The organism is Bradyrhizobium sp. CCBAU 45389, assembly GCF_028128625.1.
GTDB lineage: Bacteria > Pseudomonadota > Alphaproteobacteria > Rhizobiales > Xanthobacteraceae > Bradyrhizobium > Bradyrhizobium liaoningense_B.
Genome location: NZ_LBIY01000077.1, coordinates 1 through 26,308 on the forward strand (window position 1 = coordinate 1; position 26,308 = coordinate 26,308).

Below are 26,308 nucleotides of genomic sequence, written 5' to 3' on the forward strand. Positions count from 1 at the left end.
CCGCCCCATGGCAACACCTCCTCCAGGAAGTGTTGCACTTCGTTTGTGAACTCAGGGGACCCATTACCCCAGGGAGATGCTTGGCGAAGACTGGTCGTTCGGTACTGACGCCGGTGGCGACTGATAGATCACTCGGTATGGGTCCTGGCTTTCGCCAGGACGACGGCGGGGGGCTCACACAATCCGCGACGTCTTGTTCCCCCAGTACCGGTCCCGGAGCAGCCGCTTGTACAGCTTGCCGGTCGGCAGGCGCGGCAGTTCCTTCTCGAAATCCACCGAGCGCGGCACCTTCTGTCGCGACAGCGATTGGCCGCAGAACGCGATCAGCTCTTCGGCGAGCGTGGGGTCCGGCACGACGCCGGGCATCGGCTGCACCACCGCCTTCACCTCTTCGCCGAGATCGGGGTTGGGCACACCGAACACCGCGGCATCGGCGACCTTCGGATGGGTGATCAAGAGATTCTCGCATTCCTGCGGATAGATGTTCACCCCGCCCGAGATGATCATGAAGGTCGCGCGGTCGGTGAGGTAGAGGAAGCGGTCGGCGTCGACATAGCCGACGTCGCCGACCGTGCTCATGCTGCCGTCGGCCGAGCGCGCTTCCTTCGTCTTCTCGGGATCGTTGAAATATTCGAACGGCGATCCGGTCTTGAACCAGACCTGGCCAGGCGTGCCGGTCGGGCACGGATTCATGTTCTCGTCGAGAATATGGAGGTCGCCGAGCAGCACCTTGCCGACGGTGCCGCGATGCGCCAGCCATTCCTCGCTGTTGCAGGCGGTGAAGCCGAGGCCTTCGGTGGCGCCGTAATATTCGTGGATGATCGGCCCCCACCATTTGATGATGTCGTCCTTGACCAGGGCCGGGCAGGGCGCAGCGGCGTGGATCGCGATCTCCAGCGACGACAGGTCGTAATGCTTGCGCGCCTCCTCCGGCAGCTTCAGCATGCGCGAAAACATCGTCGGTACCAGCTGGGTGTGGGTGATGCCCCATTGCTGCACGAGCTGGAGATAGCGTTCCGGATCGAAGCTCTCCATGATGATCACGGTGCCGCCCATGCGGATCGTGAGATTCACGGCCGCCTGCGGCGCCGAGTGGTAGAGCGGGGCCGGCGACAGGTAGACCATGCCCTCGCGGTAGTGCCACAGCTTGGTCAGGAAATCGAACAGCGGCAGATTGTGTTTGGGCGGCTCCTCCGGCAGCGGCCGCAAAATGCCTTTCGGCCGCCCCGTCGTGCCCGACGAATAGAGCATGGCGGTGCCGAGCCACTCGTCCTGGATCGGCGTCGCCGGCAGACCGGCGGTGGCGTCCGCTAGCCCGACGATGCGCTCGCTCTCGCCGGGACCGTCGGCGACGATGCAGAGCTTGACGTCGGGGCAGGCCTGGATCGCCTCGCGCGCGATGTCGAGCTTCGCCATCGACGTGATCAGGATCTTCGACTGGCTGTTGACGAGCAGATAGGCGAGCTCGCCCGGCGTCAGGAACGAGTTGATGCAGGTGTAGTAGAGGCCGGACCGCTCGCCCGCACCGCAGGCTTCGAGATAGCGCGCATTGTTCTCCATGAAGATCGAGTAATGGTCGAGCCGCTTGAGGCCGTGCTTACGGAACAGATGCGCGAGGCGGTTGCTGCGCGTGTCCAGCTCGCGATAGGTGACGGCCTCGCCGGTCGCCGCCATGATAAACGCGGGCTGCAGCGGGCGCAGGCGGGCATGGTGACCAGTGTACATCTATCCTCCGGCTTGGATCATGCGGCGAGAGACAGGATTTCTTTGATGTCGGCGGGGCCGGCGATCTTGCGCGGGTTGCGCGGGATCCAGTTCGTGCGCATGGCCTGTTCGGCGATGGCGTCGAAATGCTCCGGCGAGACGTGCACGTCCGCGAGGCTGCGCGGCATGCCGAGCGAGCGGATGAAGGCATCGAGCACGTCGGCGGCGTCATGGCCGGGAAAGCCCATCGCGGCGGCGACGATCACCTGGCGCTCGGCATTGTCGCGCGCATTCCAGCGCATCACCGCCGGCAGCATGACGCAGGAGGTGTGGCCGTGCGGCACGTTGAAGGCCGCGCCCAGCACGTAGCCGATGCCGTGGCTCGCGCCCATCGGCACGCCGGCGGCGAGCGCCCCCATCGACAGCCAGGTCCCGATCTGCGCGTCCATGCGCGCGTCGAGATCGGATGGGTTGGCCTTCACCCGGGGCAGCGCGTCGGCAAGCATGGCAAGGCCCTTGACCGATTGCGCGTCGGCATAGGGATGCGTCTCGCGCGAGCAGATCGCCTCGACGCAATGGTCGACGGCGCGGATGCCGGTCGACAGGAACAGCCATTCCGGCGTGTGCACGGTGATGGCCGGGTCGAGGATGGTCGCGCGCGGCACGGTGAGCGGATGCCGCAGCATCTGTTTCACGTTGGTGCTGCGGTCGGTGACGCCGGCGATCGATGAGAACTCGCCGCCGGCAATCGTGGTCGGTACGCTGACCTGTCGCACGGTCGGCGCATTCATCTCGGGCGCGACCCCCTTGTGCACGCGGATGCGCTCGATGCCGTCGATCGTGTCGATGCCGTTGGCAAGGCAGAGCTGCACCGCCTTGGCGCCGTCGGTGATCGAGCCGCCGCCGACGGTGATGATCAGATCGGCGCCCACCTCGCGCGCCGCGCGAGTTGCTGCGATCACCGCCTCGCGCGGCGTGTGTGCCGGCATGGTGTCGAACAGGCCGGCGCAGCGCGGCCCGAGTGCTTCCTTGATTTTCGCGATCTCGTCGGTCTGCCGGTTCAGCGTCCCTGAGACCATCAGGAAGGCGCGGCGGGCTCCCAGCCGATCCATCTGCGCGACGATCGCGCTGGCCGCAGGATGGCCGAACACGACCTCCTCGATCGCGCCGTAAACGACACGTCCCTGGTGCACGCCTGTCCTCCCCGGACAATTCGTCTTGTTTTGCAAGGGGAAGTCTAGCCGAGCCCGCCGCGCCAGTCATGCGCGAAGACGCTGGCCGCTTCCTTACCCTCCCCTGGAGGGGGAGGGTCGGCTCACATTGAGCGCAGCGAGATGTGAGTCGGGGTGGGGTGACGGTCTCTCGGCGTCCAACAGTGCCCGTGTGGAGAGATCACCCCACCCCGCTCGCGCTACGCGCGATCGACCCTCCCCCTCCAGGGGAGGGTGGCAGCGCAGCGCGAAAGATCGTGCGCTCCATTCATGAGCTCCGCGAATAAGTCCATTCGCATCCCGCCCGCTAATCATCGCGCGCGCGGCCGGCTAACTCCCCTGTCAACCCGCCATCCGGTCAGGGCGCGCGTGCGGGCATTGCGCGCGCATTGGTCTTGAAGTGTTCATCATTGCCGCCCATCCTGTAGGGCCCGCGCGATGGCGAATACCCTGCTTTTTCCGCGGTTTTTTGAGTGAGGACCTGGGATGACTGGACCGGACGGAAGCGAGCCATTTGTCAAAAAGCACGATTTCGTTCAATTGCGGCATTACGCGTTAGCGAGCCTCCTCGTCGCTTCATTCGCCCTCGCCGGCTGCGGCCAGCCGGCTTCGCAAGCGTCCGCGCCGCCGCCCGCGCCGGTGACCGTCGCCCAGCCTGTCAAGCGCACCGTCACCGATTGGGACGAATTCACCGGCCGCTTCGAGGCGGTCGAGGAAGTCCAGGTGCGCCCCCGCGTCGGCGGCTTCGTCAACTCCGTCGAATTCCAGGACGGCGCCATCGTGCGTCAGGGCGATCTGCTCTACGTCATCGACCCGCGCCCGTTCGAGGCGGTGGCCGAGCAGGCCGACGGTCAGCTCTCCGACGCGCGCGCCAAGGTCGAGCTTGCCAAGCGCGAGCTCGATCGCGGCCTCAACCTGGTGCAGACCAGCGCCGTCTCCGAGCAGGTCGTAGATCAGCGCCGGCAGGCCTTGCAGGCCGCGCATGCCGCGGAAGTGCAGGCCGCGGGCGCGCTCAAGGCCGCACGCCTCAACATCGAATTCACGCATGTGACCGCGCCGCTCACGGGGCGCGTCAGCCGCCATCTCGTCAGCCCCGGCAATCTCGTGCAAGGCAGCGACACCGGCACCTCGACGCTGCTGACCTCGATCGTCGCGCTCGATCCGATCTACGTCTATTTCGACATGGATGAGGCGACCTTCATCAAATACAGCAAGCTGTGGTTCGAAGGTAAGCGCCCGAGCTCGCGCGATACGGCGAACCCCGTGCAGGTGACGCTCGCCGGCGAGACCAAGCCGTCGCGTGAAGGCACCATCAACTTCCTCGACAACCGCCTCGACGTCTCCACCGGCACGCTGCGCAGCCGCGCCGTGGTCAAGAACACCGATCTGTCGATCCTGCCCGGCCAGTTCGGCCGCGTCCGCCTGATCGGCAGCGCGCCCTACGAGGCGCTGCTGATCCCCGACGTTGCGATCGCGACCGACCAGTCCCGCAAGATCGTGTTCGTGGTGAAGCCTGATGACACAGTCGAAGCGCGCCCCGTCGTGCTCGGGCCGCTCGACGAAGGCTTGCGTGTGATCCGCGAGGGCCTGAAGGCTGATGACCGCGTCATCGTCAACGGCATCCAGCGCGCCCGCGTCGGCGCCAAGGTCGCCCCCCAGACCGCGCAAGCGCCAGTCGGTGGCAAGTCATGAATCTCGGCCGTCTCTCCATCAACCAGCCCATCCTGGCGATGGTGCTGTCGATCGTGCTGCTGATCGTCGGCGCGCTCGCCTACACCACCTTGCCGGTCTCCGAATATCCGCAAGTGGTGCCGCCCACTGTCGTCGTCACCACGCAATATCCCGGCGCCTCCGCGCAGACCGTGTCCGACACGGTCGCTGCTCCCATCGAGCAGGAGATCAACGGCGTCGAGGACATGCTGTATCTCTACAGCCAGGCGACCTCGAACGGCCAGCTCACAATCACCGTCACCTTCAAGCTCGGCACCGATCTCGACAAGGCCCAGGTGCTGGTGCAGAACCGCGTCGCGATCGCGCAGCCGCGCCTGCCCGAGGAGGTCCAGCGCAACGGCGTCACGACCCGCAAGAACTCGCCCGATATCCTGATGGTCGTGTTCATGCTGTCGCCCGACGACACGTTCGACCAGCTCTACATCTCCAACTATGCGCTGCTCCAGGTCCGCGACCAGCTCTTGCGCATCGACGGCGTCGGCGACATCCAGATCTTCGGCGCGCGCGACTATTCGATGCGGATGTGGCTCGATCCTGACCGCATCGCCAATCTCGGCCTGACCTCGACCGAGGTACTGGCGGCGATCCGGGCCCAGAACGTGCAGATCGCGGGCGGGCAGATCGCCGAGCCGCCGATCGCGGACCGCGCCTTCCAGCCGAACCTGACCTTCACGGGGCGGCTCAAGGACCAGAAGCAGTTCGAGGACATCCTGATCAAGGCCGGCTCCGACGGCCGCACGGTGCGCCTGCGCGACGTCGCCCGCATCGAGCTCGGCGCACTCGCCTATTCCACCAACAGCTTCCTGCTGCGGAAATCAGCGGTCGCCATGCTGGTGACGCAGCGGCCCGGGTCGAACGCGCTTGCGACCGCGAAGCACATCTCCGAGACCATGGCGAAGCTGAAGGAGAGCTTTCCGAAGGGCCTCGACTACAATATTGGCTACAACCCGACCGAGTTCATCGCCCAGTCGGTCCACGAGCTGATCAAGACGATCTACGAGGCCATGCTGCTCGTGGTCATCGTCGTGCTGGTGTTCCTGCAGGGCTGGCGGCCCGCGATCATCCCGATCATCGCGATCCCGGTCTCGCTGGTCGGCACCTTCGCGGTGATGGCGGCGCTCGGCTTCTCCATCAACAATCTCACTCTGTTCGGCCTCGTGCTCGCCGTCGGCATCGTCGTCGACGATGCCATCGTCGTGGTCGAGAATGTCGAACGCCATCTCGAACACGGCTTGGGCCGGCGCGATGCGGCGCTGAAAACCATGGAGGAGGTCGGCGGCGCGCTGGTCTCGATTGCGCTGGTGCTGTGCGCCGTGTTCGTGCCGACCGCGTTCCTCGGCGGCATCTCCGGGCAGTTCTTCCAGCAATTCGCCGTCACCATTGCGGTCGCCACCGCGATCTCCTGCTTCTGCTCGCTGACGCTGTCGCCGGCGCTGGCCTCGCAGATCCTCACCCCGCATGAGGAGAAGCGGCCGCCGGCGAGCTGGAACGTCATCGCGCGCGGCTGGAACGCCTTCACCGGCGTGTTCAACCGCGTGTTCGACCGGCTCTCCCACGGCTATGCGGGCCTCGCCAATTTCGTGATCCGCCATTCGGTGGTGATGCTCCTGATCTACGTCGTGCTGATCGGCAGCGCCGGCTGGCTGATCGTGACCACGCCGCAGGGCTTCATCCCGGCGCAGGATCGCGGTTACGTCATCATATCCGTGCAATTGCCGGGCGCGGCGTCGCTGGCGCGCACCACCGAGGTCGTGCGCGAGATCGAGCGGATCTCGCTGGATACGCCCGGCATCGTCCGCGTCGCCGCCTTCGCCGGCTTCTCCGGCGCGACGCGCACGCAGGCCGGCAATGCCGCGGCGCTCTTCCCGGTGTTCGACGAGCCCGAGGTGCGGATGAAGAAGGGATTGTCTGCGAACGCCATCACGGTCGAGCTGCGCAAGCGCCTGTCCGCGATCCAGGGCGCCTTCATCATCGTGATTCCGCCGCCCGCCGTGCCCGGCATCGGCACCGGCGGCGGCTTCACCATCCGCATCCAGGACCGTCAGGGCCGCGGGCCTGAGCTGCTCGCCGCGGCCACCGACGAGCTTGTCGCCGCGGCGCGCAAATCGCCCTCGCTGCTCGGCCCCACGGTGTTCTCGCCGTTCTCGGCCAACACGCCGCAGCTCTTCGTCGACATCGACCGCACCAAGGCGCAGAAGCTCGGCGTGCCCATCGCCAATATCAATGAGACGATCCAGACCTATTTCGGATCGACCTATGTCAACGACTTCAACCTGTTCGGCCGCACCTATCACGTCACCGCGCAGGCGGACTTTCCGTTCCGGAAAGAACCCAGCGACCTCTCGCGCCTGCGCACGCGCAACGCCTCCGGCGACATGGTGATGCTCGGCAGCGTGGTCGAGTTCAAGGACGTCTCGGGCCCGGACCGCGTCGCGCGCTACAATCTCTACGCGGCGTCCGAATTGCAGGGCGAGCCGGCGCCGGGCACCAGCTCGACCACCGCGCTCAACGCCATCAAGAAGCTCGCCGACGACACCCTGCCGAGCGGCTTCACCTTCGAATGGACCGATCTGTCGTATCAGCAGATCACCGGCGGCAATGCCGGCCTGCTGGTATTCCCGATCTGCGTGCTGTTCGTCTATCTCGTGCTCGCCGCGCAATATGGCAGCTGGACCTTGCCGTTCGCGGTGATCCTGATCGTGCCGATGTGCCTGCTGGCCGCCACCATCGGCGTCCGCATCATGGGCCAGGACGTCAACATCCTCACCCAGATCGGCTTTGTCGTGCTGGTGGGGCTGGCGGCGAAGAACGCGATCCTGATCGTCGAGTTCGCGCGCGACATCGAGAACGAAGGCAAGCCGCGGCTGGAGGCGGTGATCGACGCCTGCCGCCTGCGCCTGCGGCCGATCCTGATGACCTCCTTCGCCTTCATCCTCGGCGTGCTGCCGCTGGTGATCTCGACCGGCTCCGGCTCGGAGATGCGCCAGGCCGTCGGCGTCGCCGTCTTCTTCGGCATGATCGGCGTCACCCTGTTCGGCCTGCTGTTCACGCCGATCTTCTATGTGGTGGTGCGGAACCTGGCGGAAGGGCGGCGGGACAAGAAGCCGGAGGTGGTGGCTTCTTAACTGTCAGTGATGGCCACCAGTGCTGCAGCATTCACAGCGTCGTCCCGGCGAAGGCCGGGACCCATAACCCCAGGGAGGGGTTGTGGCGCAAGCTGGTAACCAAGAGTCTTCGTCAAACTCAATTCGGTGGCTATGGGTCCCGGCCCCCCGCGCGCAATTGCGCGCTAGGCCGGGACGACACCATTTTTGCGGCACGCCCTTCATACTAACGACCAACATGCAATGGATGGGCATGCGCGGTGTTCTTCACTAGTATCCGCGCGATTTCACAACAGAAGACTGCTGGGAGTTAACATATGAAATCAGCATTTTTGGCCGCTGCGGCCTCGATCGCATTGCTGACGGCGCCGGCCTCCGCGCAGGGTGTCAAGATCGGCATCCTCAACGACCAATCCGGCGTCTACGCCGATTACGGCGGCAAATGGTCGGTCGAAGCGGCCAAGATGGCGATCGAGGATTTTGGCGGCGAGGTGCTCGGCCAGAAGATCGAGCTCGTCACTGCAGACCACCAGAACAAGCCTGACCTCGCGAGCTCGATCGCGCGGCGCTGGTACGACGTCGAGAACGTCGACATGATCACGGAGCTGACGACCTCATCGGTCGCGCTCGCGATCCACGAGCTCTCCAAGGAAAAGAAGAAGATCGACATCGTCGTCGGTGCCGCGACTTCGCGCCTGACCGGCGATGCCTGCCAGCCCTACGGCTTCCACTGGGCCTATGACACCCGCGCGCTCGGTGTCGGCACCGGCGGTGCGCTGACCAAGGCCGGCGGCGACACCTGGTTCTTCCTCACCGCCGACTACGCCTTCGGCTACGCGCTGGAGAAGGACACCAGCGAGATCGTCACCGCCAATGGCGGCAAGGTGGTCGGCTCGGTGCGCGTGCCGCTCAACTCCTCGGACTTCTCCTCCTTCCTGCTGCAGGCGCAGAGCTCGAAGGCGAAGATCGTCGGCCTCGCCAATGCCGGCCTCGACACCACCAACTCGATCAAGCAGGCGTCCGAGTTCGGCATCGTCGCCAGTGGCCAGAAGCTCGCCGGCCTGCTGATGACGCTCGCCGAGGTGAACGGCCTCGGCCTGCAGACCGCGCAGGGCCTGGTGCTCACCGAAGGCTATTACTGGGATCTCAACGACAAGACCCGCAATCTCGGCGAACGCTTCCTCAAGCGCACCGGCCGGATGCCGAGCATGATCCACGCCGGCACCTATTCGGCGACACTGAGCTATCTCAAGGCGGTCAAGGCCGCCGGCACCAAGGATCCGGATGCGGTCGCCAAGAAGCTGAAGGAGCTGCCGGTCAACGACGACTTCGCGCAGGGCGGCAAGGTGCTCGAGAACGGCCGCATGGTCCACGATATGTACCTGTTCGAGGTCAAGAAGCCCTCGGAGTCGAAGAAGCCCTGGGACTATTACAAGCTGCTCGCCACCGTCCCTGGCGACAAGGCCTTCTTCACCGCCAAGGAAAGCGGGTGTCCGCTGACGAAGTGAGGCTCTCGTGTCCCGGACGCGCTGCAGCGTGAAACGCTGCTGCGCAGAGCCGGGACCCAGGTTTCTCCGAGCGTCGCGTCCAAAATGGGTCCCGGTTCAGCGGCGCAGCGTTACACGCTGCACTGCGCCCGGGACACGAGCGCGCGTGATGCCGCGCTTCACTACACCAACCGCAACACCACCGCCCCCAGCGCCCCCGCCCACAGCGCAATCGCGGCCAGTGCCTGGATCGCGAAACCCGGGCCGCGTTTGGCGGCGGCCTGCGAATAGCCGATGAAATAGACGATGCGGCCGATGATCCACACCGCGCCGATCGCGGCTGCAATGACATCGCCGATATAGATCGCGAACAGCCAGAGCGCCGGCAGGAAGATCGGCATCCATTCCAGCGTGTTCGCCTGGATGCGGAAGGCGCGCTCGAAATCCGGATGCCCCGATGTCGCTGGCACCTTGATCCCCGTCCTCGACCGCGCGCGCGAGACGTTGATGGTCACGAAGAAATAAAATGCGATCGCCAGCAGCGTGACGAGGGCAGTGAGATGATACATGCGAATCCCCTTGAAGAACCCGCGCCTCAATACCCGGTCAGCTCGAGATAGCCAACGCCGTCATGGGTACCGGCAAAGCTGATCGGGCCTTCCCAATACGAGAATCCCGTCCCCATCCAGGCGTTCGGATTGAGCGGCTTGCACAGGATCGAGAACGAGCGCGAGGGGATCGCGATCTGCCACTCCACCGGCAGCTTGCGTCCCGCAACCTCCGCCGTCGCCATCGGCATCATCTGGATGTCGCTGCCCGCAATCATTTGCGTGTCGCCGGCGGTGCTGATCCAGTTGCCGAACGGATAGTCCTTGCCGTCCTTCTGCCTCAGCCGGTACAGCATTAGCTTGTCGCCGGATGCAAGATGCAGCGACAGCCAGTCCCAGCCGGTCTGATCAGTGTCGAGCGGCTGGCTGCTCCATTCGCGGTCCATCCAGGCCTGGCCAGTCACATCGACCGGCTTGTCGTCGATGCTGAGCGTGCCGCGCGCACGGTAGAACGGCTGGCTGTAATAGTACGAGGCTTGCCCGCGCTCGGACTTGCGGCTGAAGCCGTGGTCGCCTTGCAGCATCACCGGACGATCGGCCTCCAGCGTCAGGGCGTAGCTGAAGTCGGTGCCGGACGCTTTCAGCGTCAGCGGCGATAGGGTGCGATCGTCCGTGCGCTCGGAACCTGTCATCCCCCAATCGTCGATCCAGGCTGCAAACGGCCTTGCCGTGACGCCGGCCTGCCCGATTCCGCCGCGCGAAAACACTTCGTTGAAGCGATGCGTGCCCGCGCGCGTCACTGCCGCATGGGCCATCCAGATCTGCTGATTGGCCCAGCCCTCGCCTTGCGGACCCGGCTGCGTCGCCTGGCGAAACAGCGTCCATTGCAGGCCGCAAGCCGCACCGCTGCTGTCGACGAGATTCGCCGTGAGATACCACCACTCGATGCGAAACTCCGGATGCGGTCCGTGATCTCCGGGAAAGGTGAATGTCTTCCCAGGCGTCACCTTCGCAAACCCGTCGGCGGTCTCGCCGAGCCCGGCATAACCTTGCGCTTGTGCCCGGCGCGCGAGCGCAAGTGCGGCGATGCCGCCGGCAAAAGCGCGCCGCGAGATCCTGTCAGCGCTCATTGGCAAACACCTTGACGAGGTTCGCCGGCTGCATCCGCGCCAGCCGCAGCATCGGCAGAAGTGCGGCAAGCAGCGAGGCCAACAGCGCAACCGCGACCAGCTCGATCAGCTGCAGCGGGAATACATGGAACGGCAGCCGCCAGCCGAACGCTTTCACGTTCACGATCGCGATCAGGCACCACGCCACCACCAGTCCGAGCGGCACGGCCAGCAGCGCCGTGAACAGCGCGACCGACAGCGTCTTGGTCAATTCGATCGCGGCAAGGCGTGGCCGCGTCAGGCCGATCGCCCATAGCGGCGCGAGCTGCGGCAGGCGGGAATTCGCCAGCGTCAGCAGGCTGGTCAGGAGCGCAATGCCGGCGACGCCGAGCGTGAACGCATTGAGTGCCGAGGTCACCGCAAAAGTGCGGTTGAAGATGCGGATCGATTCCGCCTTCACCGTCGCCTGATCCGCGACGCTGCGGTCGTCGAGCGCGAACTGCTTCTGCAGGGCCGCGATCAGGCCCGCAATCTTGTCCCGCGGAACGATGAGCCCAATCCGCGTCTGCGGCGTTTGCGGAAAATGCCGGATCAGCGCCGCGACATTGACGGCGAGTTGACCCTTGGGATTGCCGTAATCGGCATAGATGCCGACGATGTCGAGCTCCCAGGTCCCGCCAGGCGCCGGCACCTCGATGACGTCGCCGACGCGGACGTTGAGGCGGCGGCTCAATTGCTCGCTGATGAAGGCGGCATTGCCGGGCACCAGCTGGGTCCAGGCGCGTGGCGCGGTCTCGAGCAGCGGCCAGCGCTCGCGATAGAGCGGGTGATCGGGGAGGCCGAACAGCTCCACCGGCTGGCCCTGCACCTGCGCTTCCGCGCGCCCGCCCGACAGGATCGCCTGCACATCGCTTCGTTCCTTCAGCCAGTTGCGGATCGCGACGCCCTGCGAATTGTCGGAGGCGCTGATGTAGACATCGGCCGCAAGCCGTCCGTTGAGCCAGCCGATGAAGGTGCGGCTGAACGTCTCCACCATGGTGGACACTCCGACATTGACGGCGAGCGCGAGCAGCAGCGCCATCAGCGCCAGCGACAATCCGGAGAGTTGCTGCCGGCTGTCCGCCCAGAACCAGTTCGCAAGCGGCCCCCGCGCGAGGCGTTGGCCCACGAGCAGCATGATGTCGAGGAACGCCGGCAGGATCAGCGCCGCGCCCAGCATCAGCGCTGCCAGCACGCCAAAGCCAGCGATCAACGACACACCATAATGAAGCAGCAGCAGCGCGATTGCGAAAACGGCGCAGGCGGCGAGGCTTTGCAGGATCAGCCAGCGGCGCTGCCGCTGCTGCCAGGCGCGCGGCTGGGCGGTCGCCAGCACCGGCATCCTGATCGCCTTGATCAGGCTGGTCGCCGCCGCAACAAGGGCGCCGGCAACGCTGATGCCGATGCCGGCGAGCCACCATTCGCCTCGCAAGCTGAGCTGTCCCGGAATTTGCGCGCCATAGAGCCCGCGCAGGGATGCTGCGACGTCAGGGAGCAGCGCGGCCGCGATGAAATAGCCGCAGACGAGCCCGATCAGGCCGGCGACCAGCGCCAGCGCCACCAGCTCGATCACCAGCACCGTGTTGACCAGCCGCGCCGAGGCACCGCAGGCCCGCAAGGTGCGCAGCATCGGCAGCCGCTGCTCGAAGGCGAGGCCGACGGCCGAGTTGACGATGAAGAGGCCGACGAAGAACGACAGCAGGCCGAAAGCGGTGAGGTTGAGATGGAAGCTGTCGGTGAGACGCTCCAGCTCCGTCTCCGCAGTCGGCTCGACCCGCTGCAACTGCTCGCCGACGACGTCTTGCAGCGGCGCCGGCTTGCCCTTCGGCTTGCCGATCAGCAGCCGCGAGACCTGATCCGGCTTGTTCAGCAGGCGCTGCGCAACGCCGATATCGACCACCAGCACGTCGGGCGCGAGCTGCGGCTGTACGCGCAGCGGCGGCAGCTTTGCGCCGTTGCTGATCGGAGGTGCCGTGCCTTCCGTTTCCTGCAAATCGCTCAGTGTCTCCCGCGCCACCAGTGTCTGGCCGGGCGGAGCGACAAATCTGCTCAGATCCGAGGCACCCAGGCGCGGCGCATTGCCGACGTCGACCGGCAGCGTCACCGGCTCGATCCCGAGCAGCCGCACCGAGCGTCCGTTGATCTGGACGCGCCCCTCCAGCACCGGCGACACCGGCCAGCCGGCGCGGCGAAGCTTGACGAACAGCTCCTGGGAGAAGGTTGCCGCATTTGGCGCCACCAGCATTGCCGTGCGCACGCCGCCGAAGGTCGCCGCGGCACGGTCATAGGCGTTGCGGGCCTGCTGGTTGATGGCCTGCACGCCGCTCCACAGCGCGGTCGCGGCGATCAGCCCGATCAGCAGCGTCGCGAACTGCATGCCGTGGCGCCGCCAATGGCTCAGGAGCACCGCGAGCACCCAGAGCGCGCGTCTCATGCGATTCGTCCCGCGTGCAAGGTGAGATGCCGGTCGAGCGTGCCGGCCAGATGCAGGCTGTGCGTCACCATCAGGAAGCCGCAGCCGGTGCGCGCGACGAGGTCGCGCGTCAGCGCCAGCACGTCCTCGGCGGTGGCTTCATCCAGATTGCCGGTCGGCTCGTCCGCGAGCAGCAGCGACGGCTTCGTCGCCAAGGCACGGCCGATCGCGACCCGCTGTTGCTGGCCGCCCGATAATTGCTCGGGATAACGCTTGAGCAGGCCGCCGAGTCCGAGCCGCTCGATCAGCTCCGTGCTCCAGGCCGCATCGTGGCGGCCGGCGATCCGCGCCTGGAAGGCCAGATTGTCCGCGACCGACAGGCTCGGGATCAGGTTGAACTGCTGGAAAACCAGGCCAATCCGGTCGCGCCGGAGCTCTGCGCGCCCCGCGTCGGAGAGCTCAGTGACCTCGGTCTCCCCCAGCCGGATCGTGCCGCTATCAGCGACGTCGAGCCCGGCGATCAAGTGCAGCAGCGTGCTCTTGCCGCTGCCGGATTCGCCGGTCAGTGCGACGCGCTCGCCGGCCTTGAGATCAAGGTCGACGCCGCGCAGCACGTGGACCGGCTCGCCGGCCGAGGAATAGGTTTTCGAGAGGGTTCGGATATTTAGCAAGACTCGATCGCGCCGCACGGAATTTAACTCAATGTTGCGTAGCACACCTGCCGTGGAAATGCCGGGGTTGCGTTGGCTTTCAAGCCGTTGTTAGCTCCCAGCACGGCCAAATCAAAAAGTGCCGACAATAAAGACCTATAGGGAGAACGATGAGCGCTCAGGGAACGCCCGACATGGGCAGGACGGCAGGGGATTCCAGGGCGACGCCAAAGGGCGCCTGGACCGTCACATTTCTCCTCTTTCTCTTCATGGTGGTGAACTTCGCGGACAAGATCGTCGTCGGTCTCGCCGGCGTGCCGATCATGACCGACATGAAGCTCAGCGCCGAGCAGTTCGGCCTGCTCGGGTCCTCGTTCTTCTTCCTGTTCTCGATCTCGGCCATCGTGGTCGGCTTCATCGTCAACAAGGTGCCGACGCGCTGGGTGCTGCTGACGCTGGCGGTGATCTGGGCGCTGGCGCAATTCCCGATGGTCGGCACCGTCTCCTTCACCACGCTCCTGATCTGCCGCATCGTGCTGGGCGCCGGCGAAGGTCCGGCCTTCTCGGTCGCCGCGCACGCGATCTACAAATGGTTCCCCGACGAGAAGCGCACGCTGCCGACCGCGATCCTGTCGCAGGGCTCGGCCTTCGGCGTGATCCTGGCGGTGCCGGCGCTGAACTGGGTCATCGTCAACCATTCCTGGCACTACGCCTTCGGCGCGCTCGGCGTCGTCGGCCTGATCTGGGTCGCGGCCTGGCTCGCGCTCGGCAAGGAAGGCCCGCTGGAGGACACCCAGGTCCTCGCCGTCACCGAGCCGAAGATTCCGTATGTGCAGCTCCTGACCTCGCGCACCTTCCTCGGCTGCGTGATCGCGACCTTCGGCGCCTATTGGGCGCTGTCGCTCGGCCTCACCTGGTTCACGCCCTTCATCGTCAAGGGGCTCGGCTTCTCGCAGAGCCAGGCCGGCTTCATCTCGATCCTGCCCTGGGTGTTCGGCGCCACGATCGTCATCCTCACGGGGTGGATCTCGCAGGTGATGATGGCGCGCGGCTACACCACGCGCATCTCGCGCGGCGTGCTCGGCTCGGTGCCGCTGATCATCGGCGGCCTGATCCTCGCCATGATGGGGCATGTCGAGGGCGCGGGCCTGCAGATCGCGTCGCTGGTCATCGGCTCCGGCCTGTGCGGCGCGATCTACGTGGTCTGCCCGCCGATGCTCGGCGAGTTCACCCCGGCCTCGCAGCGCGGCGCGGTGATCGCGATCTACGGCGCGCTCTACACGCTCTCGGGCATCATCGCGCCGAGCGTGATGGGCACCGTGATCCAGCGCTCCGGCAGCATGCTCGACGGCTACCTGACCGGCTTCACCATCAACGCGGTGGTGATGGTCGGCTCCGGCGTCATCGGCCTGCTGCTGCTGTGGCCGAACACGGAAAAGGCGAGGTTGACCCGTGGTGCGGCGGCGCAAGGTGCGCCTCTGAAGCGCGCGGTGTCGCCGACGTAAGGAGTGCGGTTCTTACCCTCCCCTGGAGGGGGAGGGTCGATCGCGCAAAGCGCGAGCGGGGTGGGGTGATCTCTCCGCTCGTACACTGTTGGATGGGGGGAGACTGTCACCCCAACCCGTCTCACATTCCGCTGCGCTCCATGTGAGCCGACCCTCCCCCTCCAGGGGAGGGTAAGCGGCCGCCTCGCCTCAATTCACCCCCTGCGCCCCACGAATCAACTTCCCCGGCCGCCGTCCCGTCGCCTCGCCGTGCCGCCGCGTCACCACGCCCGAGACGATCGTCGCCTCATAGCCGTCGACATCCTGCAGCAGTCGCCGCCCGCCGACCGGCAGGTCGTAATGCACCTTCGGCGGATGCAGGTGCAGCCGGTCGTAGTCGATCACATTGACGTCGGCCTTGTAGCCGGGCGCGATCAGCCCGCGGTCGGTGAGGCCGACCGACAGCGCGGTCTTGCGCGATTGCGCGGCGACCACGAACGGGATCGACAGCTTCTCGCCGCGCGTGCGGTCGCGGGTCCAGTGCGTCAGCAGATAGGTCGGGAAGCTCGCATCGCAGATGATGCCGCAATGCGCGCCGCCGTCGGACAGGCCCGGCACCGATTGCGGATCGAGCAGCATCTCGCGCGTCGCATCGAGATTGCCGTCGGCATAGTTGAGGAAGGGCACATAGAGCATGCCGCGCCCCTCGTCCGACAGCATCGCATCATAAGCGAGCTCTTCCGGCTGACGGCCCTGCCTGCGCGCCTGCGGGCCCAGCGCGTTCTCCGGCGGCTGTTCATAGTCCGGGGGATCGCCGAGCAAAAACATCTTGTCGTAGTTGGGGCGGAAGAACAGCGGATCGTCGGTCGCGGTCGCCGTCTCGCTCAAAATCGCCTTGCGCACGTCGGCTTGACGCAGCCGCGCCAGTCGCTCCCCAAGCGGCAGATGCGCGATCGCCTTGTAGCTTGGATGGGTCTGGAATGGATTGCGCGACAGTTCGAGCCCGAGCAAGAGCCCGACCGGCCGCGCCGCGATCTGCGCGGTGATGGAGAGGCCGCGCTGTGCGGCCGCGTTGATCTCGTCCAGCGTCTGGCGCCAGCGGTTCGGCGCCTTGTCGTTCTGCGTGATCGAGAACGAGATCGGGCATTTCGTTGAGTCCGCGACCCGCAGCATCATCGGCAGGTCTTCGTGGATGGTGGAGAGATCCAGCACGAATTGCAGCACGCTGCGCCCTTGCCGATGCATGGCGCCGGCGATCGCGGTGAGCTCGTCCTCGCCGGCCTTCAGGGTCGGGGTGAAATCGCCGGTCGAGGTGCGGTGGTTGAGCGTGCGCGAGGTCGAGAAGCCAAGCGCGCCGGAGCGCACCGCCTCGCCCGCGAGCTTCGCCATCGCCGCATTGTCCTCGGCGGTCGAGGGATCGCGGCGCGCGCCGCGCTCACCCATCACATAGACCCGCAGTGCGGCATGCGGCAGCTGCGCGCCGACGTCGATGTCGAAATCGCGCTTTGCGAGCCAGTCCATGTAGTCCGGAAAGCTCTCCCAGGCCCAGGGAATGCCGGCGCTCAGCACCGGCTCGGGAATGTCCTCGACGCCTTCCATCAGCTGGATCAGGCGGGTGTGGTCGGCAGGCTTGCACGGCGCAAAGCCGACACCGCAATTGCCCATGATCGCCGTGGTGACGCCGTTCTGCGACGACGGCGTGATGTCCTGGCTCCAGGTGACCTGGCCGTCGTAATGCGTGTGCACGTCGACGAAGCCCGGCGTCACCAGTTTGCCGCGCGCGTCGATCTCTTCTTGTCCCTTCGCAGCGACCTTCCCGACCTCGCTGATCCTGCCGCCGGTGACGGCGACATCAGCCTCGAACAGCTCGCCGCCACTTCCATCCGCAACGGTGCCGCCGCGGATCACGAGATCAGGATTGCTCATGGTGTCTCTTCCCGTTTTGTTGTTGCTTGTTTTCGTCGTCCCGGCCTAGTGCGCAATTGCGCACGGGGGCCGGGACCCATAACCACGACTGTTGGTTTTGCGAAGACCGGCAATGACCAGCTCGCGCACAACTGCCTTCGTGAGTATGGGTCCCGGCCTTCGCCGGGACGACGCCTGAACCCGTTACTATGCCTTGGCCGGCTTTCGCTCCGTGAACGGCGACAGCACCACCGTCGCCACCATGAAGATCACCGACGCGCCGAACACCCAATGCGGCGCGCTCTGGTCCATGATCCAGCCGAACAGCAGCGGTGAGACGATGCCGCCGAGATTGAAGCCGGTGGAGACGATGCCGAAAGCGCGGCCGGCGGCACCCGCAGGCGCTGCATTGCGCACCAGCATGTCGCGCGAGGGCGCGATCACGCCGGAGAGGAAGCCTGCGGTCGCCATCGTGGCCGTCAGGGCCCAGCCCGGCAGCGTCACCAGCGCGATCAGCAGCACGATCGCCGCATTCGCGGCGAAGCAGGCGGCAGCGACATAGCCGTGGCGCTCGGTGTGGTCGGCGAGGAAGCCGCCCGCGAGCACGCCCGCAGCGCTGCAGCCAAGGAACGCGGTCAGCATGACGTTGGCCGAGGAATAGGAGACGCCATAGCCGCTCATCAGCGCGACCACGCCGAAATTGTTGATGCCGGCGACCGACAGGCTGAGCAGCATGAACAGCATGGTCAGCATCATCAGCGCTGGCGTGATGACGGCCTGCTTCGGGGCACTCTCCGCCCCCGGTTTCTTCTTGTTCGCGCCGGCATCGGGAATGTTCATGACGATCAGCAGCAACGCCACCAGCACGGCGATCGCCCCCGATGCGATCAACGCGCCGGTACCGCCGGACATCGTGACGAGTGCCGCGACGATCGCCGGTGCCACCGCGCCGCCGAGAAAGCCCGCAAAGGTGTGGATCGAGAAGGCGCGGCCCATCCGCGCCTCGTCCATGTGCTCGGCCAGGATCGCGTAATCGGCGGGGTGATAGACGCTGTTGGCGAGCCCGAGCAGCACGGCGCAGGCGATCAGGGAGGCGTAGCTCAGATGCAGGCCGAGCAGGATCAGCGCGCAGCCGCCGAGCGTCAGCCCGATCAGCAGGATCTTGCGCGCGCCAAAATGGTCGACGAGATAGCCGGTCGGCGCCTGCGTCAGGCCCGAGCCGACGGCGAGCGTGGTCAGCGAGAAGCCGAGCTCGATATAGCCGACGCCGAGCTTCTGCTTTAGGAACGGGAACAGCATCGGCAGGACCAGCAGATGGAAATGGCTGACCCAATGCGCGATCGAAATCCCCGTCAGCGTGCGCAGCGCACTATCCGCCTTGCCTTGCTGCGGTGCGGCGAGAACGTCGACCATTCCAGTTCCGTTTCACTCCCGATGGACGCGCAAACTATCGGGGAGAGCGGTTATTTGTCCATGAACGCAGGCGCATGGCAGGTAGCGCGGGCGGGGGCGTTACGATGCCCCCACATCGTCGTCCCGGCGAAGGCCGGGACCCATACCGCGTGATCCCTCGATTGTGATCGATCGCAGTACCGAACAACGATCCTCCGCCAAACTGCGCTCTGGGGTTATGGGTCCCGGCCTTCGCCGGGACGACAGCGGAATTTGAAGCGCTCGCTGTCTCTACAACGGCTCGTCATCCGGGCCGTATCGATCGCGCTTCGGCGTTGCGATGTCGCCGTCCTCGTAATCGTCGTCGTCGATGTCGTGCGGCGGCGGTGGCTTCTTCGCCTTGTCCTCCGCGGATTTGGGCGGCTCGCCCGGCTTGGCAGTCTTGTTGGCGGTTTTGGCCATGGCTGGTCCCGGATGGTGATGCTGCATCCGAATCTACCCGCTAAATATGTGCGGTTCCTGACTTACCGCAAGAAGGGCCGTCAGTGCACGATCGGCCCGCCCGCCTTCTTCCAGGCATCGATGCCGCCGGCGATATGGGCGGTGTTGAGCAGGCCCGCGTCCTTTGCCGCCGCGACCGCCATCGCCGAGCGCTCGCCGAAGGCGCAGAAGAACACGACGCGGCGCCCCGTGGCGGCCGCGACCTCGCGCAGCATGCCGCCGGGCTTCAGGCTTTCCTCGACGGAGGGATAGGGCGTGTGCAGCGCGCCCTCGAGCATGCCGTGCTTCATCCGCTCATTGCTCTCGCGTAAGTCCACCAGCAGGATGTCGGGCCGGTGGAGCGAGCGGATCGCCTCGACCGCGCTGAGCGCGCGGCCCTCTTTCTCCAGCTCTTCCTGGTGCAGGCCGACCCGCATGTTGGCGGGCACCGCCACATCCATCATCTTCGGGTTCGGTAGCTTCAGGTTCGCCATCAGCTCGATATATTCGTCGACCGAGCGCACCTGGAGCCGCGGATTGTAGCGCTTCTCCTCTCCGATGGTGGAGACGGTGTCGCCCTTGTAGTCATGGGCCGGAAACACCATCGTCTCGTCCGGCAGCTTCAAGAGGCGGTTGAAGATCGAATCGTATTGCGCGCGTGAAGAACCGTTCTGGAAATCGGTGCGGCCGGTACCGCGGATCAGCAGCGTGTCGCCGGTGAAGACGCGGTCGCCCATCAGATAGGAATAGGAATCGTCGGTGTGGCCCGGCGTGTACATCACGTCGAGCGAAAGCCCCTCGATCGTCACCTTGTCGCCGTCCGCGACCCGCATCGCCACCACGTCGGCTTTGGTCTGATCGCCCATCACGGTCATGCAATGGGTGCGGTCGCGCAGCTCGCCGAGCCCGGTGACGTGGTCGGCATGCAGATGGGTGTCGACCGCTTTCACCAGCTTGAGGTCGAGCTCGCGCAGCAGCTGGCAGTAGCGGTCGACCTTCTCCAGCACGGGATCGAGGATCAGCGCCTCGCCGCCGGGGCGGCTGGCGAGGACATAGCTGTAGGTGCCCGAAACGCTGTCGAAGAGCTGGCGGAAGATCATGGCAGGACCCGGCTTGGAACTGACTTCCAAGATTCTACTATGTTCCGGGCTAGGAAGAGAAGCAATTCACTGTGTAAACAAGAAAATTTAGAAGATTTTTATTGCGGATGAGGGCAGGGACGAGTGCCCCAAATTCGGTGTCGTCCCGGCGAAGGGCGGGACCCATACTCCCAGGGAGGAGTTTGGCGAAGATTAGTCGTTCGGTACTGCCACCGCCTCTCTCGAAAGATCACGCAGTATGGGTCCCGGCCTGCGCCGGGACGACAGCGGAGGGTGTGGCTCAGACTACGGCCGCACCACCGTGTAGCCGTTCTCCGCCAGGAACAGGATCTGCCCGACCCCGACCTGCACCGGCGTCGCCGCCGGGATGAACTCCGGCCGCTTGCCCGTCTCGCGCTCGAGCGTGTCGACCGTGTTGAGGCAGATGTCGAAGCGCACCCCCTGGGCGATCAGGCTTTCGACCTGCTTGCGGCGCTCGCTGCCTGCGAGCAGCAAGTCGATGCCGGGACCGAACGCCACCACCTCGATCGCGACCTTGTCGGGGTCATAGGCCTTCAGCAGATTGTTGGCGACGCTCAGCACCAGCGCCTGCTTCCTCGCATCGCCGTCGGAGAGCTGCAGCACGATCTTGTGCTCGGCGAATGGCTTGTCCTGGAGCGGTACCGGCTGTGCCGAAGCGGGCGACATCGTTGCCCAGGCCAGCAGCGCCAGCAGCATCGTGCGAAACATCCGCAACCCCATCATCCCTATCCCGCAATGCCCGGGTTGCCGTCGACGCCTTTCAGCGCGATGCCGGTGCCGAGCCGCTCCTGAAGCATCCGGCCCGAGCGCAGATATTTGCCGACGACGTCCCACACCGGAGCGCCCTGCCGGCCGTTGACCGAGGCCCAGCCCGCGACCTTGTAGCGATGGTTGGCGCTGATCGCCTTGCCGCCATCGAGCCTCAGCTCCGAGATGCGGCTGCCGATCGCATCCGTCGGCGTGCAGGTGTAGCTGAGCCCGCCGGCGCGCACCATGTCGCCGCCCTGCTGATAGTAGGGGTCGGCGTTGAAGAGATTGTCGCAGACGTCTTCCAGCACGGTCTTGATCTCTGCGCCGGTCATTTCCTGCACGTAAGTTTCGGGATAGGTGATCGCGGTTTCCGCGAGCAGGTCCTCCATGGTCAGCGCCTGGCCCGACAGCGCGGTGACGCCCCAGCGGAAGCCCGGCGACAACGCGATCTCGGCGTCGAGCTCGGTGCGCAGCGCGGTGCAGATCAGCTCGTCCATGGGCCCGGTGAAATTGCCGCGGCGATAGAGCAGGCGGTCGGGTGTCGCGATCTTCTCGGACCAGTCGGCGACATGCGGTGCGCGGACCCGTCCGATCAGCTCGGCCATCGCCGGATCGGGCTTCAGGAGCTCCGAATAGACCGGCAGCAGATGATAGCGGACGTCGTTGAGCTTGCCCTTGTCGAGCGCGAGATCGAGCACGCCCAGGAATTTGCCGTTGGAGCCGGCATTGGTGACGAGTGTCGTGCCGCCGGCGTTCTTCACGGCGATCGGCTGCGGCACGGCATCATGGGTGTGGCCGCCGAGGATGACGTCGATGCCGGTGATGCGGCTGGCGAGCTTGAGGTCGACGTCCATGCCGTTGTGCGACAGCAGGATGACGGCATCGACCTTGTCGGTGCCGCGCAAGGCATCGACATGCTTCTGCAGTTCTTCCTCGCGGATGCCAAAGGTCCAGTCCGGCGTGAAGCGCCTGGGATGCGCGATCGGCACGTAAGGAAAGGCCTGGCCGACGATCGCGACGCGATGACCGCCGAGCTCCTTGATGAAAGAGGGCTTGAACACGCGCCCCGTCGCGGGATCGAAGGCGCGGGCGTCGTTGAACGCGGCCTCCTCGGTCAGGAACACGTTCTGCGCCAGGAACTCGCCCTTGAAGCGCTCGAGATTGTCGCGCAGCACCTGCTCGCCATAGGTGAATTCCCAATGCCCGGTCATCGCCTCGATGCCGAGCAGATTGGCGACCTCCACCATGTCGCGGCCCTGCATGACATTGGCAAGCCCTGTGCCCTGCCAGAGGTCGCCGCCGTCGACGAGCATGGAATCTTTCTCGCCGACATCGCCGCGCAGGCGATCGACCAGGGTCTTCAGATGGGCAAAGCCGCCGAGCTTGCCGAAGCGGCCCGCGGACTTCTCGAACTCGAAGCAGGTGAAGGCGTAGGCGTCGGCGCTATCGGGCCTGATGCCGAACCGTTCCAGGAAGGCGCGGCCGACCAGATGCGGCGGCCGTCCCGCCATCTCGCCGATGCCGATATTGACGCTTGGCTCTCGGAAATAGACCGGGTTGAGCTGCGCATGCGCGTCGGTGATGTGCAGGATCCGCGCATTGCCGAACCGTTCGAGCTCGTAAATGCTCGCGGTCTCGGTGCCGCGCGCAAGCCGGGGCAGGCTGAGCGATGCGGCGGCAAGGCCTGCAGTCTTCAGGAAATCGCGGCGGCGGAAAGCCATCTCGAATTCTCCGCGCCCCTTCAACGACGGTCCGACAGTTCCAACAGGCCCAGTCTAGCGGATTTCCATCGCCTTCCAGGCTTCTTTTTCGGACGTCGCCTGGAAGATCGACGCCTTTGCCAGCGCTTCGGCTTCCTTGGCTGCGGCCAGCGCGCGGTCGAAATCGCCGCCGTCTGCCGCCCTCTTGGCGGCCGCCAGCGCAGATACGGTCACGGTCCACTGGTTGCGCATGCCGGCTGCCTCCTTGGAGGCGGCTTCGGCGGCGGCATAGGCCGCCTTGTAATCCGCCTCATTGGCCGCGCGCGCGGATGGCGCAAGGCTTAAGGCCAGCAGTATGGCGAGGGGAAGTGACCGCTTCATGGCCGCGCTCCCGGGCCCGAGATCGGCAGGCCGTTGGCGACGTAGGAGAGGAAATATTCGACGTCGCGATATTCATCTGCCTGCGGCTCCAGCGGAACCGCGCGGGTCTGGCTGTTGCAGGTGACGAAGCGGCGGCTGGTCGTGCCCATGCCGCTCCATTCCGAGCGGTAGATCGGCATCGCGTTCAGAATGCCGAGGGCCGGTGCCAGGATCTCGGCGCGGATGCGCTCGCCCGGGCTCTGCACATGGCAGCTCGCGCAGGAGAAGTTCATCTGGCCGCGCCGCGTGTAGAAATAGCGCTTGCCGTTCTCGAACGCCGCGAGCGCGCGGGGATCATCGGGGATCTTGATGTCCATCGGCTTGCCGCGCGAGGTATAGGCCATGTAGGCGGTGAGCGAGGCCATCTCGTCCTTGACGTAGGAATAGGGCGCTTCGCCATTGGCCTCGCGGCAGCGGTTGAGCGCGAGCTCCAGCGTGACGACCTTGCCTTCCTTCTCGTCGAAATAGGGATAGTTCTGGCGGATGCCGATGCCGCCGTTCGGAAAGCAGTCGGCATAGGTCTTGCCGTTCTTGAACGGGGTCGAAAACATCTCCTTGCCGGCGTCGAGCGCGAACTCGTAAGGCGGGAATTCCTCCTTCTCCTGCCACTGCCGCTTCATGTCCTCGTTCATGGAATAAGGACCGTTGACGAAATCCTCGTGCTTCACGTTCGGAAACTTCTGGAAGAAGAAGTTCTGGAACGCCTTGGCGTCAGTGACGGGATCGACCTTGTCGGCCGCGACCACGCGCGGAGAGGTCAGGGCGAACGCGACCAGCGCGGCGCTGAGCGAGCCAAGCAGGAGGTGGATGCGGGCCTTCATCACGCGATCTTCGCGGTGGTCGTGTCCGAGCCGCCCTTGTTGTCGGTCCAGGTGATCTTGAGTTCGTCGCCCTTCTTGGCGCCCTTGAAGCTGAACTTGACATAGGGGTCCTTGGAGACCGCGGTGCCCCAATCGGCGACGAACACGTCCTTGCCGTTACATTCGAACTTCAGCTGCTGGATGAAATGCGCCGGGATCAGTTCGCCCTTGGAATCCTTGACCAGGCCGGTGTCCATGGGGTGCTGGATCAGCGCCTGCACCTCGGTGATGTCGCCGTTGGCGGTGGCGCGTACGCGAATGCTGGATGCCATCTCCGTTCTCCTTAGCCGCCGCAGCCGCCGACGGTGACCTTGACCTCTTTGGTCGCGCTGTAGAGCTTGCCGTCGGCTTCCACGATCGCGGTCACATTGGTGGTCTTGGCCATCTTCAGGCGATTGGCGACACCAGGCATCGTGCCGTCCGGAATCCTGTAGCTTGCTGCGAGCGCGAACGGGTTCTCGGCGACGAAGAACGAGATCGTGGTCACCTTGTCGAGCGTCGTCGTCACCGAGATCGGCACCACGCCGCCGTTCTCGGCAATCTCGGGCGCATCCAGCTTGATCTTGTCGGAGGGCTCGGCCGTCTTGCCGTAGAGCGCCTTGATCGCGTCCGCCTCGTTCTTCTGCTTGAACGCCTCGTCCGGATATTTGTCGTTCGCCGCCGCGAGCGCAGAAATGGCGCCGAACGGCAGATTGCCGAGGCCGAGCAGCGCGACCGAGGCTGCGCCCTGAAGGATCAGGCGCCGCGTCGGATGAGGGCCGGTGGTGGTGGTCATCTCAGGTCTCCTGGGCCCGCCGTTACAGCGTCTGCAGGAAATCAACGATCGCGCTGATCTCCTGTTCGGTCAAAATCCGGTTCCGGCCGAACGGCGGCATCATGGTCTGGGGATTGCGCTTGGTCTCGTCGAAGATGATCGCCACCAGCTCGTTGCGATCAGGGTATTTTGACTTGATGTCCTTCAGTTCCGGGCCGATCGTTCCCGGCAGGTCGCCGCCTTTGATGACATGGCAGGTCAGGCAATTGCCCTTGCCGCGGTCGAAGGCGAGCTTCTGGCCGTCGGTCACGGCGGATTGTGCTCGTGCCGGGCTGGCGAGGCCGGCGGCGACGGCCAGCAGGAGGAACAGGACAGGCATCCGGAAAAGGGCGGTCAAGGCGTCATTCCGAGGCGTTATGGCGATGGTCTCGATCGCGGCAATAGAAGCGTTCCAAAGCACAAAGGGCGGTCGCTGACAATCAAGACTATGCACGCCGCAAATTGGAGTTAATATCTTCCGCATTGCAACTGAAGAGCTTATTTGTTCGGTCGATTTGGCCTCAAGACTTTAGGGCAATGGGCGCGGGCCGGCTGTTTCCAGGGCGTTTGGGCGCTCATCCTGTTTTCATCGCGTTCTCGTTTTTTCAAGGGGACCTCACTTGGCTGAATATGTCGTCGAATTTGGCAGGGACGGCGGACGGGTCGAGCCCGACGGTCGTCTCGATGCGCCCGCCTTTCATCGCAATCATGAGCCGATCTGGGCGGCGCTGGAGAAGCATCTGGCTGGGCTGACCGGCAACGTGGTCGAGGTCGGCAGCGGAACCGGCCAGCACGTGGTCCATTTCGCTCGCCATACGCCCGGCCTGATCTGGTGGCCGAGCGATCTCAACCAGCGGCACGTGAAGAGCATCGAGGCCTGGCGCGTGCATTCGGGCCTGCAGAACATCCGCTCGCCGTTGCGGATCGATCTCACCGATCCCGACTGGTGTCCGGAGATGAAGAGCGGGCAGGGGCCGACCAGCCTCGCCGCCGTGTTCTGCGCCAATGTCATCCACATCGCGCCCTGGACCGTGGCCGAAGGCCTGTTCGCCGGCGCCGGCCGCTATTTGCGCGCCGATGGCAAGCTGTTCCTCTATGGCCCGTTCAAGCGCGACGGCAAGCACACTGCGCTCAGCAATGCCGTGTTCGACACCTCGTTGCGCGAGGGCAATCCCGACTGGGGCGTCCGCGACGTCGTCGATGTCGAGAAGCTGGCGAAGGCGGCGGGCCTCCGCCTTGTCGACACGATCGAGATGCCCGCGAACAATCTGACGCTGGTGTTTTCGCGCTAGGTTGAAGTGCCACTGATTTCGGTCCGGGTGCATGCCACGAAGGCGGTGCGCTCCCTCCCCCCTTGCGGGGGAGGGCGGGGGAGAGGGGTAGCCCAGGAATAGGTCTAACCATCTC

Annotated in this window: 22 protein-coding genes; 5 read left to right on the plus strand and 17 right to left on the minus strand. The window is 65.4% G+C overall.

Translation table 11 applies throughout. The annotated features are described in order from the left end of the window. Window positions 1–174 precede the first annotated feature (174 nt). Both XH79_RS10230 and XH79_RS10235 read right to left on the minus strand, forming a co-directional pair. Window positions 175–1,725 carry an AMP-binding protein gene (locus XH79_RS10230; protein WP_271581616.1) on the minus strand — a complete coding sequence of 517 codons (1,551 nt, stop codon included), beginning with the start codon at window positions 1,723–1,725 and terminating at the stop codon, window positions 175–177. A 17-nt stretch (window positions 1,726–1,742) separates the two neighbouring features. Next, window positions 1,743–2,897 (minus strand): iron-containing alcohol dehydrogenase, encoded by a 1,155-nt coding sequence (locus tag XH79_RS10235; RefSeq protein WP_271581617.1) that lies wholly within the window; start codon window positions 2,895–2,897, stop codon window positions 1,743–1,745. Between the two features lie 504 nt (window positions 2,898–3,401). On the opposite strand from XH79_RS10235, the gene XH79_RS10240 reads away from it, so the two are divergent. The 3 genes from XH79_RS10240 to XH79_RS10250 all read left to right on the plus strand — a co-directional run bounded on the left by XH79_RS10240 (window position 3,402) and on the right by XH79_RS10250 (window position 9,258). Then, the gene (locus XH79_RS10240) at window positions 3,402–4,607 is read left to right on the plus strand and encodes an efflux RND transporter periplasmic adaptor subunit (RefSeq protein ID WP_212340588.1); all 1,206 of its coding nucleotides are present in this window, start codon (window positions 3,402–3,404) and stop codon (window positions 4,605–4,607) included. Then, on the plus strand, window positions 4,604–7,771 hold the full coding sequence (locus tag XH79_RS10245; RefSeq protein ID WP_271581618.1) for an efflux RND transporter permease subunit: 3,168 nt from the start codon (window positions 4,604–4,606) through the stop codon (window positions 7,769–7,771). Before XH79_RS10240 ends, XH79_RS10245 begins: the two co-directional genes overlap by 4 nt. A gap of 296 nt (window positions 7,772–8,067) precedes the next feature. Continuing rightward, window positions 8,068–9,258 (plus strand): ABC transporter substrate-binding protein, encoded by a 1,191-nt coding sequence (locus tag XH79_RS10250; protein WP_271581619.1) that lies wholly within the window; start codon window positions 8,068–8,070, stop codon window positions 9,256–9,258. A 161-nt stretch (window positions 9,259–9,419) separates the two neighbouring features. On the opposite strand, the gene XH79_RS10255 is transcribed toward XH79_RS10250, so the two are convergent. The 4 genes from XH79_RS10255 to XH79_RS10270 are packed head-to-tail and all read right to left on the minus strand — an operon-like array spanning window position 9,420 to window position 14,017. Further along, complete coding sequence (locus XH79_RS10255; RefSeq protein WP_271581620.1) at window positions 9,420–9,806, minus strand: MAPEG family protein; 387 nt, start codon at window positions 9,804–9,806, stop codon at window positions 9,420–9,422. A 26-nt stretch (window positions 9,807–9,832) separates the two neighbouring features. After that, on the minus strand, window positions 9,833–10,915 hold the full coding sequence (locus XH79_RS10260) for a lipocalin-like domain-containing protein (protein ID WP_271581621.1): 1,083 nt from the start codon (window positions 10,913–10,915) through the stop codon (window positions 9,833–9,835). After that, window positions 10,905–13,367, minus strand: a complete 2,463-nt coding sequence (locus XH79_RS10265) for an FtsX-like permease family protein (RefSeq protein WP_271581622.1) — start codon at window positions 13,365–13,367, stop codon at window positions 10,905–10,907. The genes XH79_RS10260 and XH79_RS10265 overlap by 11 nt, the downstream gene beginning before the upstream one ends. Beyond that, window positions 13,364–14,017, minus strand: a complete 654-nt coding sequence (locus XH79_RS10270) for an ABC transporter ATP-binding protein (RefSeq protein ID WP_271581623.1) — start codon at window positions 14,015–14,017, stop codon at window positions 13,364–13,366. Before XH79_RS10270 ends, XH79_RS10265 begins: the two co-directional genes overlap by 4 nt. Window positions 14,018–14,166: 149 nt before the next feature. On the opposite strand from XH79_RS10270, the gene XH79_RS10275 reads away from it, so the two are divergent. Then, complete coding sequence (locus XH79_RS10275) at window positions 14,167–15,501, plus strand: MFS transporter (protein ID WP_271581624.1); 1,335 nt, start codon at window positions 14,167–14,169, stop codon at window positions 15,499–15,501. Window positions 15,502–15,690: 189 nt separating this feature from the next. Here XH79_RS10275 and XH79_RS10280 read toward each other — a convergent pair whose 3' ends face one another. The 11 genes from XH79_RS10280 to soxX form a co-directional block, all read right to left on the minus strand. Beyond that, complete coding sequence (locus tag XH79_RS10280) at window positions 15,691–17,406, minus strand: N-acyl-D-amino-acid deacylase family protein (RefSeq protein ID WP_271581625.1); 1,716 nt, start codon at window positions 17,404–17,406, stop codon at window positions 15,691–15,693. A 186-nt stretch (window positions 17,407–17,592) separates the two neighbouring features. After that, window positions 17,593–18,798 carry an MFS transporter gene (locus tag XH79_RS10285; protein ID WP_271581626.1) on the minus strand — a complete coding sequence of 402 codons (1,206 nt, stop codon included), beginning with the start codon at window positions 18,796–18,798 and terminating at the stop codon, window positions 17,593–17,595. 270 nt (window positions 18,799–19,068) lie between these two features. Continuing rightward, the gene (locus XH79_RS10290) at window positions 19,069–19,239 is read right to left on the minus strand and encodes a hypothetical protein (RefSeq protein ID WP_212340605.1); all 171 of its coding nucleotides are present in this window, start codon (window positions 19,237–19,239) and stop codon (window positions 19,069–19,071) included. 80 nt (window positions 19,240–19,319) lie between these two features. Next, a complete protein-coding gene (locus XH79_RS10295) occupies window positions 19,320–20,357 on the minus strand; it encodes an MBL fold metallo-hydrolase (RefSeq protein WP_271581668.1) in 1,038 nt (345 codons plus the stop codon). 285 nt (window positions 20,358–20,642) lie between these two features. Continuing rightward, on the minus strand, window positions 20,643–21,086 hold the full coding sequence (locus XH79_RS10300; protein WP_245003632.1) for a DsrE family protein: 444 nt from the start codon (window positions 21,084–21,086) through the stop codon (window positions 20,643–20,645). Window positions 21,087–21,103: 17 nt separating this feature from the next. After that, complete coding sequence (gene soxB, locus XH79_RS10305) at window positions 21,104–22,849, minus strand: thiosulfohydrolase SoxB (protein ID WP_271581627.1); 1,746 nt, start codon at window positions 22,847–22,849, stop codon at window positions 21,104–21,106. 54 nt (window positions 22,850–22,903) lie between these two features. Next, window positions 22,904–23,209: a hypothetical protein gene (locus XH79_RS10310; RefSeq protein ID WP_271581628.1), complete on the minus strand. Its 306-nt coding sequence runs from the start codon at window positions 23,207–23,209 to the stop codon at window positions 22,904–22,906. Continuing rightward, entirely contained in the window at window positions 23,206–24,069 is an 864-nt protein-coding gene (soxA, locus tag XH79_RS10315; protein WP_271581629.1) for a sulfur oxidation c-type cytochrome SoxA, read from the minus strand. Before soxA ends, XH79_RS10310 begins: the two co-directional genes overlap by 4 nt. Next, window positions 24,069–24,380 carry a thiosulfate oxidation carrier complex protein SoxZ gene (gene soxZ, locus XH79_RS10320; RefSeq protein ID WP_212340620.1) on the minus strand — a complete coding sequence of 104 codons (312 nt, stop codon included), beginning with the start codon at window positions 24,378–24,380 and terminating at the stop codon, window positions 24,069–24,071. Before soxZ ends, soxA begins: the two co-directional genes overlap by 1 nt. 11 nt (window positions 24,381–24,391) lie before the next feature. Further along, window positions 24,392–24,883, minus strand: coding sequence for a thiosulfate oxidation carrier protein SoxY (soxY, locus tag XH79_RS10325; RefSeq protein ID WP_271581630.1), 492 nt, complete (start codon window positions 24,881–24,883; stop codon window positions 24,392–24,394). A gap of 22 nt (window positions 24,884–24,905) precedes the next feature. Further along, on the minus strand, window positions 24,906–25,259 hold the full coding sequence (soxX, locus tag XH79_RS10330) for a sulfur oxidation c-type cytochrome SoxX (protein WP_271581631.1): 354 nt from the start codon (window positions 25,257–25,259) through the stop codon (window positions 24,906–24,908). A gap of 262 nt (window positions 25,260–25,521) precedes the next feature. On the opposite strand from soxX, the gene XH79_RS10335 reads away from it, so the two are divergent. Then, on the plus strand, window positions 25,522–26,193 hold the full coding sequence (locus XH79_RS10335; RefSeq protein WP_212340624.1) for a DUF938 domain-containing protein: 672 nt from the start codon (window positions 25,522–25,524) through the stop codon (window positions 26,191–26,193). Window positions 26,194–26,308: the final 115 nt, after the last annotated feature.